The organism is Ruegeria sp. C11 (assembly GCF_056537725.1).
Window position 1 is genome coordinate 47063 of sequence record NZ_JBQFSB010000008.1, and the last position, 15430, is coordinate 62492.

13 protein-coding genes are annotated in these 15430 nt (G+C 58.5%); 7 read left to right on the forward strand and 6 right to left on the reverse strand.

Translation table 11 applies throughout. The features are described 5' to 3' along the window. Positions 1–61: 61 nt before the first annotated feature. From ACR0NA_RS15015 to ACR0NA_RS15030, 4 genes are all read left to right on the forward strand, one after another. Complete coding sequence (locus tag ACR0NA_RS15015) at positions 62–628, forward strand: helix-turn-helix domain-containing protein (protein WP_480730147.1); 567 nt, start codon at positions 62–64, stop codon at positions 626–628. Positions 629–854: 226 nt separating this feature from the next. Continuing rightward, positions 855–2039, forward strand: coding sequence for a glycine C-acetyltransferase (locus tag ACR0NA_RS15020; RefSeq protein ID WP_480730150.1), 1185 nt, complete (start codon positions 855–857; stop codon positions 2037–2039). 14 nt (positions 2040–2053) lie between these two features. Next, entirely contained in the window at positions 2054–3082 is a 1029-nt protein-coding gene (tdh, locus tag ACR0NA_RS15025) for an L-threonine 3-dehydrogenase (RefSeq protein ID WP_480730535.1), read from the forward strand. Between the two features lie 89 nt (positions 3083–3171). Further along, entirely contained in the window at positions 3172–3819 is a 648-nt protein-coding gene (locus ACR0NA_RS15030) for a hypothetical protein (protein WP_480730152.1), read from the forward strand. A 75-nt stretch (positions 3820–3894) separates the two neighbouring features. On the opposite strand, the gene hutU is transcribed toward ACR0NA_RS15030, so the two are convergent. The 4 genes from hutU to hutI are packed head-to-tail and all read right to left on the reverse strand — an operon-like array spanning position 3895 to position 9132. After that, a complete protein-coding gene (gene hutU, locus ACR0NA_RS15035) occupies positions 3895–5577 on the reverse strand; it encodes a urocanate hydratase (protein ID WP_480452819.1) in 1683 nt (560 codons plus the stop codon). After that, positions 5574–6392: an N-formylglutamate deformylase gene (gene hutG / locus ACR0NA_RS15040; protein ID WP_480730154.1), complete on the reverse strand. Its 819-nt coding sequence runs from the start codon at positions 6390–6392 to the stop codon at positions 5574–5576. Before hutG ends, hutU begins: the two co-directional genes overlap by 4 nt. Then, entirely contained in the window at positions 6392–7927 is a 1536-nt protein-coding gene (hutH, locus tag ACR0NA_RS15045) for a histidine ammonia-lyase (RefSeq protein ID WP_480730156.1), read from the reverse strand. Before hutH ends, hutG begins: the two co-directional genes overlap by 1 nt. After that, positions 7927–9132, reverse strand: coding sequence for an imidazolonepropionase (hutI, locus tag ACR0NA_RS15050; RefSeq protein ID WP_480730158.1), 1206 nt, complete (start codon positions 9130–9132; stop codon positions 7927–7929). Before hutI ends, hutH begins: the two co-directional genes overlap by 1 nt. Positions 9133–9213: 81 nt before the next feature. On the opposite strand from hutI, the gene ACR0NA_RS15055 reads away from it, so the two are divergent. The 3 genes from ACR0NA_RS15055 (at position 9214) to ACR0NA_RS15065 (ending at position 12925) form a co-directional block, all read left to right on the forward strand. Further along, positions 9214–10575 (forward strand): formimidoylglutamate deiminase, encoded by a 1362-nt coding sequence (locus ACR0NA_RS15055; protein ID WP_480730161.1) that lies wholly within the window; start codon positions 9214–9216, stop codon positions 10573–10575. Positions 10576–10591: 16 nt separating this feature from the next. Further along, the gene (locus tag ACR0NA_RS15060; protein ID WP_480730163.1) at positions 10592–11296 is read left to right on the forward strand and encodes a UTRA domain-containing protein; all 705 of its coding nucleotides are present in this window, start codon (positions 10592–10594) and stop codon (positions 11294–11296) included. A gap of 111 nt (positions 11297–11407) precedes the next feature. Continuing rightward, complete coding sequence (locus tag ACR0NA_RS15065; RefSeq protein ID WP_480730165.1) at positions 11408–12925, forward strand: malonate--CoA ligase; 1518 nt, start codon at positions 11408–11410, stop codon at positions 12923–12925. On the opposite strand, the gene ACR0NA_RS15070 is transcribed toward ACR0NA_RS15065, so the two are convergent. Beyond that, the gene (locus tag ACR0NA_RS15070) at positions 12912–13649 is read right to left on the reverse strand and encodes a metallophosphoesterase family protein (protein ID WP_480730168.1); all 738 of its coding nucleotides are present in this window, start codon (positions 13647–13649) and stop codon (positions 12912–12914) included. The genes ACR0NA_RS15065 and ACR0NA_RS15070 overlap by 14 nt on opposite strands. A 120-nt stretch (positions 13650–13769) precedes the next feature. Further along, a complete protein-coding gene (gene serA / locus ACR0NA_RS15075) occupies positions 13770–15365 on the reverse strand; it encodes a phosphoglycerate dehydrogenase (RefSeq protein WP_170656755.1) in 1596 nt (531 codons plus the stop codon). Between the last annotated feature and the right edge of the window lie 65 nt (positions 15366–15430).

The following is a 15430-nucleotide window of genomic DNA, read 5'->3' on the forward strand; positions in this document are numbered from 1 at the left end:
TCGGGACGTACCGTCACACCCGGAATTGACAAACCTCCGCTTAAAAGGCAGAGAATCCGTCATGACGGATAGCTCTGATGAAATCCTGACGCGTCTGCCTGCCCGCCTGAAAGAGGCGCGCCGTTCGCAGGGGCTTTCGCTGGAAGCGGTGGCAAATCTCAGCGGCGTTTCCCGATCGATGGTCAGCCAGATCGAGAGGGGCGAAAGCAGCCCCACCATCGCAACCCTGTGGAACCTCACCCGAGCATTGCAGGTGGATTTTGCGGGTCTTCTTGAAGATGGCGATGCGGTCGACCGGATCGAAGTTTTGCGGAGTTCCGAGGCGCCAGGCATCGACAATATGGGGCAGGGGTGTCGAATCCTTATCCTTTCTCCTCCGGAAGAGGCTGGCGGACACGAGGTTTACGACATCAGCTTTGAAAAAGACGGCGCGTTGAACAGCCAGCCCCATGCCCGTGGTGCACGCGAACAGCTTACTGTTCTGGAGGGTGCCGTGCAGGTCAGATCGGGCTCTGCCGTCAGCAATCTGAACGTCGGTGATACGGCACGCTATGCCGCGGACATTCCACACGCAATTCAGGCCACAGACGGGCCTGCGCGTGTTTTTCTGATTGTCAAAAACGCCTGACCACCTCGTGAGTTTCAGTTTTCGGGAGTGGCCCGGCGCCGAACCATCTGCCGTGGCCTCAGAAGGTCAGTATGGAACATTGTTGGCAATCGATCTGCCATTAAACACACACAGTCGCAGTCAGCAATTTTCCGCCACCACGGACGGTTTTCCAATATAGTGAAAATCTCCTATTTCGGATTCTTGTCCGTTATGTTAGATGTGCGACTCAGCAAAGGAGATCGTCATGGCAGATGCATTCCTGTCCCACATCACGGACACCCTCGCGCAGATCGAAGCGGAAGGTCTTTATAAGCGTGAGCGAATGATCACCTCGCCTCAGGGCGGTGAGATCACGGTGGGCGGCAGGCGGGTCATCAATCTGTGCGCCAACAATTATCTTGGGCTTGCGGATCACCCGGCGCTGATCGACGCCGCCAAAGGCGCGATGGAGCCTAAGGGGTTTGGAATGGCTTCGGTCCGGTTCATCTGCGGCACGCAGGACATTCACCGCGAACTGGAGCAGCGATTGGCAAATTTCCTGAACAAGGATGACGCGATCCTGTTCGCCGCCTGTTTCGATGCCAATGGCGGGTTGTTTGAGCCTTTGCTGGGGCCGGAAGACGCTATTATCTCTGACAGTCTGAACCACGCTTCGATCATCGACGGGGTGCGGCTGTGCAAGGCAAAACGCTATCGCTATCTGAACAATGACATGAACGACCTCGAAGCCTGGTTGAAACAGGCCCGCGAGGATGGCGCGCGGCACATCATGATCGCGACGGATGGCGTGTTTTCTATGGACGGCTATTTGGCCAACCTGCCGAAAATCCGGGAACTGGCGGACAAGTACGATGCCATCGTAATGGTCGACGACTGCCACGCCACCGGCTTCATGGGGCCAAATGGCGCAGGCACACCGGATCACTTCGGTGTTGATGTAGACATTCTGACGGGAACCTTGGGTAAGGCACTTGGGGGGGCAATCGGCGGCTACATCGCCGGGCCGCAGCCAGTGATCGACCTGCTGCGGCAGCGGGCGCGGCCCTATCTGTTCTCGAACTCGCTGCCGCCTTCAATCGTTGCTGCTGGTCTCGAGGCCATACGTCTGGTCGAAGAAGGTGACATGCTGCGCAACCAGCTGTTCGGTAACGCAAAGTACTGGCGGGCCGGATTGGAGAAGCTTGGTTTTGACCTGCTGCCGGGTGAGCATCCGATTATCCCGGTCATGCTGGGCGAGGCCACGCTGGCGCAAGACATGGCCAGCCGCCTGTTTGACGAGGGCGTCTATGTTTCGGGCTTCTTCTTTCCCGTTGTCCCGCGCGGTCAGGCGCGGATCAGAACGCAGATGAATGCGGCCCTGACAAAGGATGAACTGGACCGCGCGCTGGCAGCCTTTGGCAAGGTCGGCAAGGAATTGGGAGTGATCTGATGCGTGCGAACACGATGAAGGCGTTGGAAAAGTCCAAACCTCAGGAAGGCCTGTGGATGGTGCAGGCTCCGGTCCCCGAAATCGGGCCGGATGAAGTTCTGATCCGTATCAACAAGACCGGTATCTGCGGCACGGATATCCACATCTGGAACTGGGATGACTGGGCTGCCTCAACCGTTCCTGTCCCGATGATTACCGGCCATGAATTCGCCGGTGAAATCGTCGAGATCGGGCGCAATGTGACCGGTCTGGACATCGGCCAGCGGTGTTCGGGCGAAGGGCATCTGATCACCACTGACAGCCGTCAGAGCCGCGCGGGCAAGTTCCATCTTGACCCCGGCACGCGCGGGATCGGTGTGAATGAACAGGGTGCTTTTGCTGAATACCTGAAACTGCCTGCCTTCAATGTGGTGCCCCTGCCGGATGATATCCCGGACGAGATCGGCGCCATTCTCGACCCATTGGGCAATGCCGTTCACACTGCACTCAGCTTTGATCTGCTGGGCGAGGATGTTCTGATCACGGGCGCGGGCCCTATCGGTATCATGGCTGCCGCGGTCGTTCGCCATGCGGGTGCCCGCCATGTGGTGATCACCGATATCAACGCAGACCGCCTGAAACTGGCTGAACACGTGGTGCCGACGGCACGCACGGTCGACGTGACCCGCGAAGATCTGCAGGATGTGATATCCGAGCTCGAAATGACGCAAGGTTTTGACGTCGGGCTGGAAATGTCAGGTTCGCAGGCCGCGCTTGATCAGATGGTCGAGGCACTGGTGATGGGCGGCAAGATCGCCTTGCTCGGCATCCCGCCGGGCAAATCTCCGGTGGACTGGTCCCGCATTGTTTTCAAGGCAATCACCATCAAAGGTGTCTATGGCCGCGAGATGTTCGAGACGTGGTACAAAATGATTGCCATGCTGCAAAACGGTCTGGATGTGAGCCGGGTGATAACGCATCGTTTCGGCGTTGACGACTTCGCGGAAGGCTTCAGGGTAATGAAGTCCGGGCTGTCAGGAAAGGTCGTGCTGGACTGGAACTGACGGGCGTGGCGGAAATCAAGCTTGGGGAATTCAGGAATTGTGGTACAATCGAGAGATGTGAGTTTTCACCCTGAGAAAAAGGTAGTGAAATGAGATTAATTCGTTCTGCTTCTTGCGCGCTTATTGCCTTGGCGCTTTTTGTCTTTTCCGCACCTTCGAAAGCGACCGCAACAACGATTACCTTTGACAGCCTTCCTTATATGGTAGTCGGCCAACCGCTGGTCCATCAGGAATCCGGGTACGAAGTGACTCCGACAACGTCGGCAAGTTTCGGAAGCTTCGTAGGGAACGGGGTGCACATGGATGTTTGTTGTGGCCCTTTTTCAAGCGGGATTAACCTGAGCAATATCGCCGGAAGTCTGTTTTCCCTGTCGTCGCTGGACCTGCTGTTTTATTCGGGCGCAAGCTTTATCCCGCAGGATGAACATTTCATTTCGTTCACCGGCTATCGCAACAATTCTGTCGTTGCCTCTCTGACCGGTGGTTCGGGGTTGCCGGGCTCTCTGAATTTCGGGGCGGCGTTTTCGGCGATCGACCGTCTGTTGATCAGCACGAACATTCCGGCGACGTTGGCGACGGGATTTGGTCCGGACCTGCATTTCGACGTGGACAATATCGTGGTGAACACGATCGCTCCGGTCCCGCTGCCGGCGGGCCTCTGGTCTTTGCTTGGCGGCCTTTCTGCGATCTTCATGCTGGCGTCGTTTACGCGGATCAGGTCGCGCTCGTCCGGCTAAAGCAAAACACTCCATCCAAGATGGCAAAAACGGTCACGTGTGGGGCGGGCAGAGTATGAACTCTGCCCCTTTTCGTTATCCCAAGATACCCGGCAAGCGCAGGCCATTCGCACGAGCACAGTCCTTGGCGATGTCGTATCCCGCATCCGCGTGACGCCATACGCCCGAGGCCGGGTCGTTCCACAGAACGCGTTCCAGCCGTCGTGCGGCATCTTCGGTGCCATCGGCACAGATCACGACGCCTGCGTGCTGGCTGAATCCCATGCCGACGCCGCCACCGTGATGCAGCGATACCCATGTCGCACCCGACGCGGTGTTGATCAGAGCGTTCAACAGCGGCCAGTCCGACACAGCGTCCGAACCATCCAGCATTGCCTCGGTCTCGCGGTTTGGACTTGCGACCGAACCCGAATCCAGATGGTCGCGGCCGATCACCACCGGGGCTTTCAACTCGCCATTGGCAACCATTTCGTTGAAGGCCAGACCCGCACGGTGCCGGTCGCCCAGTCCGATCCAGCAAATGCGCGCAGGCAGGCCCTGGAACGCGATACGCTCCTGTGCCATGTCGAGCCAGCGATGCAGGTGTTCATTCTCGGGGAACAATTCCTTCATCTTGGCGTCAGTCTTGTAGATATCCTCGGGATCACCCGACAGGGCGCACCAGCGGAACGGTCCGATACCCTGACAGAAGAGCGGACGGATATATGCGGGCACAAAACCGGGAAAGTCGAACGCGTTCTCCAACCCTTCGTCCAGCGCAACCTGACGAATATTGTTACCGTAATCCAGCGTGGGCACGCCCGCATTCCAGAAATCGACCATCGACGCGACGTGCTGTTTCATCGACGCGCGCGCAGCCTTTTCTACCGCCTTTGGGTCTGTTTCCCGTTTCTCGCGCCATTCCCCCATGGTCCAGCCCAGCGGCAAATAGCCATTGACCGGATCATGGGCCGAGGTCTGGTCGGTGACGATGTCCGGGCGCATACCTCCGGCCTGCATGCGACGGTAAATTTCAGGGAAGATTTCGGCGGCATTACCCAACAGACCAACCGATTTGGCCTCGCCAGCCTTGGTCCAGCGGTCGATCATCTCAAGCGCTTCGTCCAGTGTCTCGGCCTTTTCGTCGAGGTACTTGGTGCGCAGGCGGAAATCAATCGACTCCGGGTTACATTCCACGGCCAGACAGCACGCCCCGGCAAACACAGCGGCCAGTGGCTGGGCTCCGCCCATGCCACCCAGACCACCCGTCAGAATCCATTTGCCGGTCAGGTTGCCGTCATAATGCTGGCGCCCGGCTTCGGCGAAGGTCTCGTAGGTACCCTGAACGATGCCCTGTGTCCCGATATAGATCCAAGAACCGGCCGTCATCTGGCCATACATCATCAGGCCCTTTTTATCGAGCTCGTTGAAATGATCCCAGTTGGCCCAATGCGGCACGATGTTGGAATTGGCGATCAGCACGCGCGGCGCATCTTTGTGAGTGCGAATGATCGCCACCGGCTTGCCGGACTGCACAATGAGGGTCTCGTCTTCTTCCAGATCCTTCAGACTGGCGACGATGGTGTCAAAATCGTTCCACGTGCGCGCTGCACGGCCAATGCCACCGTAAACCACCAGCTCGTGCGGGTTCTCGGCCACATCAGGGTGCAGGTTGTTCATCATCATCCGCAAGGGCGCCTCGGTCACCCAGCTTTTGGCATTCAGCTCTGGGCCGGTGGGCGGAAAGACATCACGGGTGTTTTTGCGCGGGTCGCTCATTTCAGGGCTCCTTTTTCGGTCAATGCGCCCGACAGGGCCAGGTCGCGAAGGCGTTCAAGCATCGTCTGCAAATGCGGGCGGAGGGCTGTTGCGCGGTCCTCTCGCCAATTCCAGGGTGGGGTTTCGTCCATATAGGCGCGTTGCGCGATCTCCATCTGGATCGCGTGTACCCCTTGATCAGGGCGGCCATAGTGGCGGGTAGTCCAGCCACCCTTGAAACGGCCATTGAGAACTGAAGGCATGTCTGCCGCTTTATCGGCTACGCCGTGCACAACCTGTTCGATGGCCGGGTTGCAGGTCGTGCCATTGTTGGTACCGGTGTTGAAGACCGGCAACTCGCCTTCAAAGAGAAAAGGGATCAGCGAGCGGATCGAATGACAATCGAACAGGATCGCCACACCATGCCTTGATCGCACCCGCTCCAGCTCCTGTTCCAGTGCGGTGTGATAGGGTGAGTGATAAGCCGCGCGACGCTCCTCGATCTCATCTTCCGATGGCTCCTGACCTTCGATCCAGATCGGCGTTCCATCGAAATCGGTGATCGGAACCAGTGTCGTGGTATTTTGGCCGGGATAAAGCGACACGCCTGCCGGGTCGCGGTTGGCGTCGATCACGTAGCGATGGATATGCGACTGCACTACGGTCACATCCGGCAAAAGCCCTTGATAGAGCCTGTTTATGTGCCAGTCTGTATCCGTCAGACCGCGCCCGTTTTCGTTCAGGCGCGCGGTGATTGCATCGGGCACATAGGTGCCGCCATGCGGTTGCCCCAGCACGATGGGGCTATCACCGCGAAGAACATCGAACACCTGCATCATGCAAGCTCCGGCATGGAAATTCCGGCGGCCTGCAGGATTGCGCCGTCGCCGACCAGACGCCGTGCGGTTTCCAGTTCAGGGGCCAGATAGCGGTCTTCGGCCAGCGTCGGGATATCGGCCCTCAACCGGGCGATGACCCGTTGCAGCGGTGCGCTGGTGGTCAATGGCGCACGGAATTCTACGCCTTGCGCGGCGCACATCAGTTCGATGCCAAGAATGTAGTTCAGATTATTCACCATCCGCGACAACCGACGCGCACCATGGGCTGCCATGGAAACATGATCTTCCTGATTGGCCGAAGTCGGTGTGCTGTCTGTGACACAGGGATTGGCTAGATGCTTGTTCTCGCTCATCAGGGCTGCGGTGGTCACTTCCGCGATCATCAGTCCCGAATTCAGCCCTGGATCGGGGGTCAGGAAGGGCGGCAGATCAAAGCTCAGCGCCGGGTCCACCATCAGGGCGATGCGGCGCTGGGCAATTGCGCCGATCTCGGACACCGCAAGGGCGATCATGTCGGCGGCAAAACCAACGGGTTCTGCGTGGAAATTGCCTCCCGAAACGATGGCTTCGGGATCGGTCAGAACCAAGGGGTTGTCGGTGGCGGCATTGGCCTCGACAGTCAAAGTGGCTGCGGCCTGCCGTATCACATCCATCGCCGCGCCAGTGACCTGCGGCTGGCAGCGAATGCAATAAGGGTCCTGTACCCGTGTGTCGCCATCACGGTGGCTTTCACGGATCACCGAGCCGTCCAGTGTCGCCCGCATGGTGCCGGCGGCTTCGATCTGCCCGCGATGGCCGCGCAGGGAGTGGATCTCGGGCTGCAGGGGCGCGGTCGATCCCATGATGGCATCGGTCGACGTTGCAGAAATGACCAGCGCGTTCTGGGCGGCGCGCCATGCTTCGAACAACCCGGCCAGTGCAAACGCGGTCGAAAACTGGGTGCCGTTGATAAAGGCCAGGCCTTCTTTCGGACCCAGCGGAATCGGCTCTAACCCAACTGATTTCAATGCCTCTGCCCCGGGCAGGACTTTGCCGTCAACCTCGGCCTCACCAGCGCCGATGACCACAGCGGTCATATGGGCAAGCGGGGCAAGATCGCCCGATGCGCCCACGGAACCCTGTGCCGGGATCACCGGAGTCACGCCACGTGCCAGCATGTCCTGAAGCAGTTCGATCAGCTCCCAGCGCACGCCGGATGCACCCCGTCCGAACGACAGCAGTTTCAGCGACATCATCAACCGGGCCAGCCGCCGGGGCACGGCCTCGCCCACGCCGCAGCAATGGCTGAGGATCAGGTTACGTTGCAGGGTCGAGGTATCTTCGGGTGCGATCTTGTGACTGGCAAGTTTGCCGAACCCGGTGTTCACACCATAAACCGCTGTTTCGCCTGCAGCGGCCTCGGTGATCCGGTCCGCTGCTGCCTTAACGCGCGGTTTGCAGCTGCCGTCCAGGATGATCGGCGTTTCGTCCCAATAAATCCCGGCAAGCTGTGGCAGAGTGACATTGCCCGGAGTGAGCGAAAGAGGGCTCATTACATGCCTCCAAAAATACGTTTGTGCAGAGGGTTAAAGCCGATGCGATAGGACAGCTCGGCCGGGTGTTCGATATCCCAGACCGCCAAATCGGCCCGTTTGCCTGCGGCGATGACCCCGGTATCGGTCAGGCCCAGCGCCCGGGCGGCTTCGCGGGTTACCCCGGCCAGCGTTTCTTCGGGTGTCATGCGGAACAGGGTGCAGGCCATGTTCATCGTCAGCAAAAGCGAGGTCAAAGGCGACGAACCCGGGTTGCAATCGGTCGCAAGCGCCATCGGCACCTTGTGGCGGCGCAGCAGATCAACGGGTGGTATCTGTGTTTCGCGCAACGTGTAGAACGCGCCCGGCAGGATTACCGCAACGGTGCCCGCATCGGCCATCGCCTGCACGCCGTCCTCGTCCAGATATTCGATGTGATCGGCAGACAATGCACCATACGATGCCGCCAGTTTTGCCCCGCCGAGGTTCGATAGCTGCTCGGCATGAAGCTTGACGGGCAGGCCGAGCTCTTTCGCCACGTCAAAAACGCGCGCAATCTGTGTCGGATCAAAAGCGATCCCTTCGCAGAACCCGTCCACCGCATCGACCAGTCCTTCGGCATGGGCGGCGCGTAGGGTGGGGATACAAACCGCATCGATATAGGCGTCTGCCTGCCCCTTGTATTCAGGTGGTACAGCGTGGGCGCCCAGAAAGCTGGTTTTTACACGCACAGGCCGAACTGCGGGAATGCGCCGGGCGGCACGCAGCATGCGCAGTTCGGTTTCTTGATCCAGCCCGTAGCCCGACTTGACCTCGATACAGCTCACCCCTTCGGCCAGCAGGGCGTCGACCCTTCTCAGGGCGTCTTCAAGCAACTCGTCCTCGCTGGCGGCGCGGGTGCCATTGACGGTGGAAAGGATGCCGCCACCTGCCCGGGCGATTTCCTCGTAGGATGCGCCGTTCAGACGCATTTCAAATTCTACCGCGCGATTACCGCCGAAAACGACATGTGTATGTGCATCAATAAGCGCCGGCGTTACCAGCCGCCCGCCCGCATCCTCGCGATCCCACTGGTCATATTCTTCTGGCAGTTCGTTCTGCGCACCGACCCAGACGATTCGCCCGTCGTTCATCACAATAGCTGCGTCCTCGATCATCCCGTAAGGCAGAGATGTGCTGGAAAATGTCGCGATGCGGGCACCGCAAAGAACAGTTTTTTTTGTCATGGCGATTCTTTTGGGCTCCCCCTGCGTGTGGTTTTTTCGTATACGGGTATAAATTTAAAGTCTACACAAAATGGAAATGCGATGGCGATCTATGCAAAAACCGGCCTGATAGGATCTGCTTGGGTAAAGGACCTGCGCGTCAGTGTTGTGGACGGGCACATCGCTGATCTTGAAACCGGGGTGTCGGCCCAGCCTGATGACACCTGTGTTGACGTGTTGTTGCCTGCGCTGGCGAACCTGCACAGTCACTCCTTTCAGCGCGCCATGGCCGGAATGACCGAGGTTCGTGCAGCAGGTAAGGAAAGCTTCTGGACCTGGCGAACGTTGATGTACCGGTTTCTTGATCGCCTTACCCCTGACCAGATTCAGGCCATAGCTGCGCTGGTCTATATGGAGATGCTTGAGGCCGGATATGCCTCGGTTGGTGAATTTCACTATGTCCACCACCAACCGGGTGGTGTGCCTTACGCGCATCTGCCGGAACTGAGCCAGCGTATCTTTGGAGCGGCGGAAACAACCGGAATTGGGCTGACCCATTTGCCGGTGCTCTATACCTATGGTGGCGTGAATCAGGAGCCGCTTGCAGGAGGGCAGCTACGGTTCAGCAACGATGTGGATCGGTTCCTGCGGCTGGTTGATGAATGCCGCTTTGCGCTGTCCACTTCGAACACGGATACGGCTGTTGGCATTGCGCCCCATTCCCTTCGCGCCACATCTCCGGGCGATCTGAGGCACGTACTGGCACAGGTTCCGGACGGGCCGGTTCACATCCACATTTCGGAACAGGTAAAAGAAGTTGCCGATGTCAACGCCAAGCTCGGGCAGCGCCCGGTGGCGTGGCTGTTGGACAACGCGGATGTGAACGCCAGATGGTGTCTGATTCATGCAACCCACATGACCGATGATGAGACAATTGCGATGGCCAACTCGGGCGCCGTTGCGGGCCTGTGTCCGATTACCGAGGCCAATCTGGGCGACGGCATCTTCAACGGTTCGATCTATGTCGAAAACAATGGAGCGTTTGGTGTCGGCTCAGACTCTAATGTGCGAATTTCACTTACCGAAGAGCTGCGAACACTGGAGTATTCGCAACGTCTGCGGGACAAGGCGCGCAACGTTCTGGTGCCCGGCGAAGGGTCGGTCGGTCGCACGCTTTACACTGGTGCCGCAAAGGGCGGGGCGCAGGCGTTGGGACGGCGGGCAGGCGAGATATCGGTGGGCAATCTGGCCGATCTTGTGGCCATAGACCGGGATCACCCATCGCTTTGCGCTTTGGCTGATCACCAGATTCTGGATGGGATTTCCTTTGCCGCGCCTGATACTGTTGTCACCGACGTCTGGGCCGCAGGCCGTCACATGGTGCGGGAAGGACGGCATATCGCGCGGGATACGATCATCCCTGCCTATCGCTCGGCAGTTGCTGACCTGCTGCGGGACATCTAGGGCAAAGGCGGACCCCATGACACAGGCGAACGAAACCACAAGCTATCGCGACATCAAGCGGATCGCTCTTGATCGTATCCGGTCGGGTAAATGGCGCCCGGACTCCCTTCTGCCTAACGAACAGGAGCTTGCGGTCGAGTTCTCCTGCACCCGTACAACGGTCAATCGAGCCCTGCGTGAACTGGCCGAGGAAGGGTACCTTGAGCGGCGCCGAAAAGCGGGGACTCGCGTTCTTAGCTCTCCGCAGCGTCAGGCCCGGTTCACTATCCCATTGGTCCGCGATGAGGTCGAAGCCGCAGGCGGTACCTACCGATATGCCCTCGTGGCGGCGGAAACGCAGGATGCGCCCGAGTGGCTGAGCGCGCGTCTGGTGCTGAGTGCGGGGCAGCAGGTTATGCACGTGCGCTGTATGCATTACTCGGGGAACACGCCATTTCAGTACGAAGACCGCTGGATCGTGGTAGACAGTGTTCCCGAAGTGGCCACGGCGGATTTCACCGAAACAGGACCCAACGACTGGCTGGTGCAGACAGTGCCATTTACCAATGTCGAACTGGCTTTTCTGGCCAGCCGCGCCGACGCCAATCTGGCCGGTTTCCTTGACGTCCCCGAGGGTGAGCCGGTCTTTACGGCCGAACGTATCACCTGGCTGCAGGACCAGCCGGTCACATTTGCCAAATTCTATTTTGCCGCCGGATACCGGATGACGACTCAAATCTGAGTTCGCCCCGGGTTTTATTGGCGCGGGGTCTTTACCACCCCGAAAAACCGCGACACTTTCAGGTCCAGTTGAACCGCAATGACCGGCAGGGCTTTGAGAAAGGAAAACGGGATGAGCAACCCGCTTTACGACCGTCTCTTCGGAATTCACTCCGGTAGGGAGACACCGTTTCTGCATCTGCCCGATGGTCAGGTCATCACTCATGCCCAGTTTCTGGATACTGTGGCCCGAATTGCCAATGCCCTGTCGGGTTTGGAACTGGATGCCGGGGACAGGGTTGCGGTGCAGGTCGAAAAATCACCAGAAGCACTGGCGCTCTATGCTGCCTGCGCCCTGTCGGGCCTGATCTTTCTGCCGCTGAATACAGCTTATACCGTCGATGAACTGACCTATTTCATCGAAAACAGCGGGGCATCTCTGGTGGTCTGTGATGAGGCACAAGAAGCAGGGCTGTCACCCGTTGCCAAAACGCTTGGGGCCCAGATTGTCACGCTGAACGCCGATGGATCGGGCAGCCTGATGCGCCGCACGCTGGGCATGTTGCCCGCTTTTGCCCCTGTCAAACGTGATGAGGATGATCTGGCCGCGTTCCTTTATACCTCGGGAACCACGGGCCGGTCCAAGGGGGCGATGCTGACACAGGCCAACCTGCTGTCGAATGCTGACACTCTGGTCAAAGAATGGCGCTTTACCAAAGACGACGTGCTGCTGCACGCCCTGCCGATCTTTCACACCCACGGGTTGTTCGTTGCAACCAACGTGGTTCTGGCCTCGGGCGGCTCGATGATCTTTCTGCCCAAATTTGATCAGGAGGATGTTCTGCGCCTGTTGCCAAAGGCTACGTCCATGATGGGCGTGCCGACTTTCTATACCCGCCTGTTGGGGGATGATCGTTTCGACAAGGAATTGTCGGCACACATGCGCCTGTTCATTTCTGGTTCCGCGCCACTTTTGGCCGAGACGCACATCCAGTTTGAAGAACGTACCGGGCATCGTATCCTTGAGCGCTATGGCATGACCGAAACCAACATGAACACGTCAAACCCTTATGAGGGCGAGCGCAGGGCAGGGACGGTGGGTTTTCCCCTGCCAGACGTCGAACTGAAAGTCACCGATCCCGAGACCGGCGAAACTCTTCCGCCGGGCGAGATTGGAATGATCGAGGTGCGCGGCCCGAACGTTTTCAAAGGCTACTGGCAAATGCCGGAAAAAACGGCGGATGAGTTGCACGAGGACGGATTCTTTATCACCGGCGATCTGGGCCGCGTGGACGAGGATGGCTATGTCCACATTGTCGGGCGCGGCAAAGACCTGATTATTTCGGGCGGATACAACATCTATCCTAAAGAGATCGAGTTGCTGCTGGACGAACAGCCCGGCGTGTTGGAAAGCGCCGTGATCGGCGTTCCGCATGCCGATTTTGGCGAGACCGTTCTGGGCATTCTGGTGCCTGCAAAAGGACAGTCGCCGGATGTTGATACTGTCATGGCGGCCGTTCAACAACGCCTTGCCCGGTTCAAGCATCCGCGCAAGCTGATCCTGCTTGATGAACTGCCCCGCAACACCATGGGGAAAGTGCAGAAAAATATCCTGCGCGAAACCTACAAGGACCTGTTCAGGAACGGCTGAACCCCAAGGGCACGCGCCCCTTTGGGGTTAAAAGCCAGCAATCCCGCCCCTCGAACACGGCTGTCGCCAAGGGCCGACCATAGCCTGCACCGGCATCCAGGTTCACGCGGTTTCCGCAGTGTTCCGCATGCCTTGCAGGGGTATGCCCGTGAACGACCAGCCAGGGGTGCGGACGGATGTGATCCAGAAATTCATGTCTGATCCAGACCAGATCGTTTTCGGTCTGCGCCTCCAACGGTACTCCGGGGCGAATGCCTGCATGTACGAACAGCAAATCACCTTCCTGATGAAAGGTCGGCAGCCCGTTCAGGAATTCGACATGGTCTGCGGGCACAGCCTCGCGCGCCTGTTGGTGGATCTGAAAAATACGGTCCTTATCTGTCACATGGACGCCGTATGAGGCCAGAGTTTCGATCCCGCCGATACGTTCATGCAGCCAGTGGTATCCAACCAGCAAGCAGGCGTCGTTGACGGGATAGTCGCGCATGAACATGGAAAACATCCGGTCATGATTTCCCATCAGTGTAACCCAGTTTCTCCTGTCCCGCTGGCCTTCGATCAGTAGATCCAGAACACCGCGGCTGTCCGGACCGCGATCCGTATAGTCGCCCAGAAAAACCACCCGTGCATCCGGACCGCCATCGGCTTCGATCCGGCGCAACGCCTCTTTGAGCATGTCCTTTTGTCCGTGAATATCGCCGACTGCGTAGATGGGGGATGTCATGAGGTCACCATGGCCTTTGGGGATGCAGCCTTTGTGTCTGAAAAACACCGGCCAAAAAAGACTTTGCCCGCACCAAATGCAGTGCGGGCAAAGTTGTGTTCCGGATTTTCAACACACAGTTCAAATCACGTCGAATTCCAGCGGCTTGATTTGTGTGAACAGGCCGGTTTCGGCCAGTTTTGCCCGCGCTTCCGCAGGAACCGGTTCGTCCACATAGAGTAGCGCAATCGCCTCCCCACCGGCTTCGGCGCGGCCAAGGGTAAAGTTCGCGATGTTTACACCATGTGTGCCCATGGTCTGACCCAGCGTACCGATGATGCCGGGCACATCCTCGTTGGTGGTGTAAAGCATGTGTGCTCCGACCTCGGCATCGATATTGATACCCTTGATCTGGATAAAGCGAGGCTTGCCGTCGCTGAACACCGTTCCACCGATCGACCGCTCGCGCTTGTCGGTCACAACGGTAACTTTGACATAGCCTTCGAACGCGCCGGACTTGTCCTGATTGGTCGTCGAAATCTTTATCCCGCGTTCCTTGGCCACGACCGGGGCCGAGACCATGTTCACCTCGGGGTTCGATTTCTTCATGATCCCGGCAACCACGGCGCAATTCAGCGCGGCAAGGTTCATCTCGGCGGCAACGCCATCGTACAGAATGTTGATTGCCTGAATCGGTTCATCGGTCATCTGGCCGATAAAGCTGCCAAGGTGGCCGGCCAGCTTGATCCATGGCCCCATGATCTTGGCCTCTTCGGCGGTGACGCTGGGCATGTTCAGTGCATTTTCGACGGCGCCGGTGAGCAGATAGTTGGAAATCTGCTCAGCCACCTGCAGGGCAACGTTCTCCTGCGCCTCGGTGGTCGCGGCGCCCAGATGCGGTGTGCAGACGACATTCGGCAGATTGAACAAAGGATTTTCCCGCGCCGGTTCTTCGCTGAACACGTCAAAGGCGGCACCGGCCACATGACCCGATTGCAGCATCTCAGACAGTGCCGCTTCGTCAACCAGACCACCACGGGCGCAATTTATGATCCGAACGCCCTTTTTAGTCTTTGCCAGATTTTCCCGGCTCAGAATGTCGCGGGTCTGGTCGGTCAGTGGCACGTGAAGGCTGATGAAGTCGGCGCGTGCCAGCAACTCATCCAGTTCCACTTTCTCGACGCCCATCTGCTGCGCCTTCTCCTCGCCCAGATAGGGATCATAGGCGATGACCTTCATCTTCAGCCCCTGCGCGCGTTCACAGACGATACCGCCGATATTGCCCGCGCCAATCACGCCAAGGGTCTTGTTGGTCAGTTCGATCCCCATGAATTTGGACTTTTCCCATTTGCCCGCCTGGGTCGAGGTGCTGGCCTCGGGAATTTGCCGCGCCACCGCGAACATCATCGCAATGGCATGCTCGGCAGTGGTGATCATGTTGCCGAAAGGCGTGTTCATGACGATCACGCCCTTCTTGCTGGCTGCGTCCTTGTCCACATTGTCTGTGCCGATGCCCGCGCGACCAATGACCTTGAGGTTGTCCGCCTTGTCCAGAATGGTCGGTGTCACCTTGGTGGCCGACCGGATGGCGAGGCCGTCATACTGGCCGATGATTTCGGCCAGCTTTTCCTTGTCCTTGCCGACATCGGGCAGAAAATCCACGTCGATGCCGCGATCTCGAAAGATCTGAACGGCGGTTTCGCTGAGCTTGTCGGATACGAGTACTTTCGGGGCCATTTCACTTGGTCCTTGATGAATGAGAGATATCCGGGCCGGATGCGGCCCGGAATTTTCGTCGAAAA

What these genes read in the sequence shown, in the direction of transcription:
- ACR0NA_RS15030 (WP_480730152.1), top strand. Translation starts at nt 3,172, where the DNA reads ATGAGATTAATTCGTTCTGCTTCTTGCGCGCTTATTGCCTTGGCGCTT.
- ACR0NA_RS15070 (WP_480730168.1), bottom strand. Translation starts at nt 13,649, where the DNA reads ATGACATCCCCCATCTACGCAGTCGGCGATATTCACGGACAAAAGGAC.
- hutU (WP_480452819.1), bottom strand. Translation starts at nt 5,577, where the DNA reads ATGAGCGACCCGCGCAAAAACACCCGTGATGTCTTTCCGCCCACCGGC.
- ACR0NA_RS15020 (WP_480730150.1), top strand. Translation starts at nt 855, where the DNA reads ATGGCAGATGCATTCCTGTCCCACATCACGGACACCCTCGCGCAGATC.
- tdh (WP_480730535.1), top strand. Translation starts at nt 2,054, where the DNA reads ATGAAGGCGTTGGAAAAGTCCAAACCTCAGGAAGGCCTGTGGATGGTG.
- hutG (WP_480730154.1), bottom strand. Translation starts at nt 6,392, where the DNA reads ATGCAGGTGTTCGATGTTCTTCGCGGTGATAGCCCCATCGTGCTGGGG.
- ACR0NA_RS15060 (WP_480730163.1), top strand. Translation starts at nt 10,592, where the DNA reads ATGACACAGGCGAACGAAACCACAAGCTATCGCGACATCAAGCGGATC.
- ACR0NA_RS15015 (WP_480730147.1), top strand. Translation starts at nt 62, where the DNA reads ATGACGGATAGCTCTGATGAAATCCTGACGCGTCTGCCTGCCCGCCTG.
- ACR0NA_RS15065 (WP_480730165.1), top strand. Translation starts at nt 11,408, where the DNA reads ATGAGCAACCCGCTTTACGACCGTCTCTTCGGAATTCACTCCGGTAGG.
- serA (WP_170656755.1), bottom strand. Translation starts at nt 15,365, where the DNA reads ATGGCCCCGAAAGTACTCGTATCCGACAAGCTCAGCGAAACCGCCGTT.
- ACR0NA_RS15055 (WP_480730161.1), top strand. Translation starts at nt 9,214, where the DNA reads ATGGCGATCTATGCAAAAACCGGCCTGATAGGATCTGCTTGGGTAAAG.
- hutI (WP_480730158.1), bottom strand. Translation starts at nt 9,132, where the DNA reads ATGACAAAAAAAACTGTTCTTTGCGGTGCCCGCATCGCGACATTTTCC.
- hutH (WP_480730156.1), bottom strand. Translation starts at nt 7,927, where the DNA reads ATGAGCCCTCTTTCGCTCACTCCGGGCAATGTCACTCTGCCACAGCTT.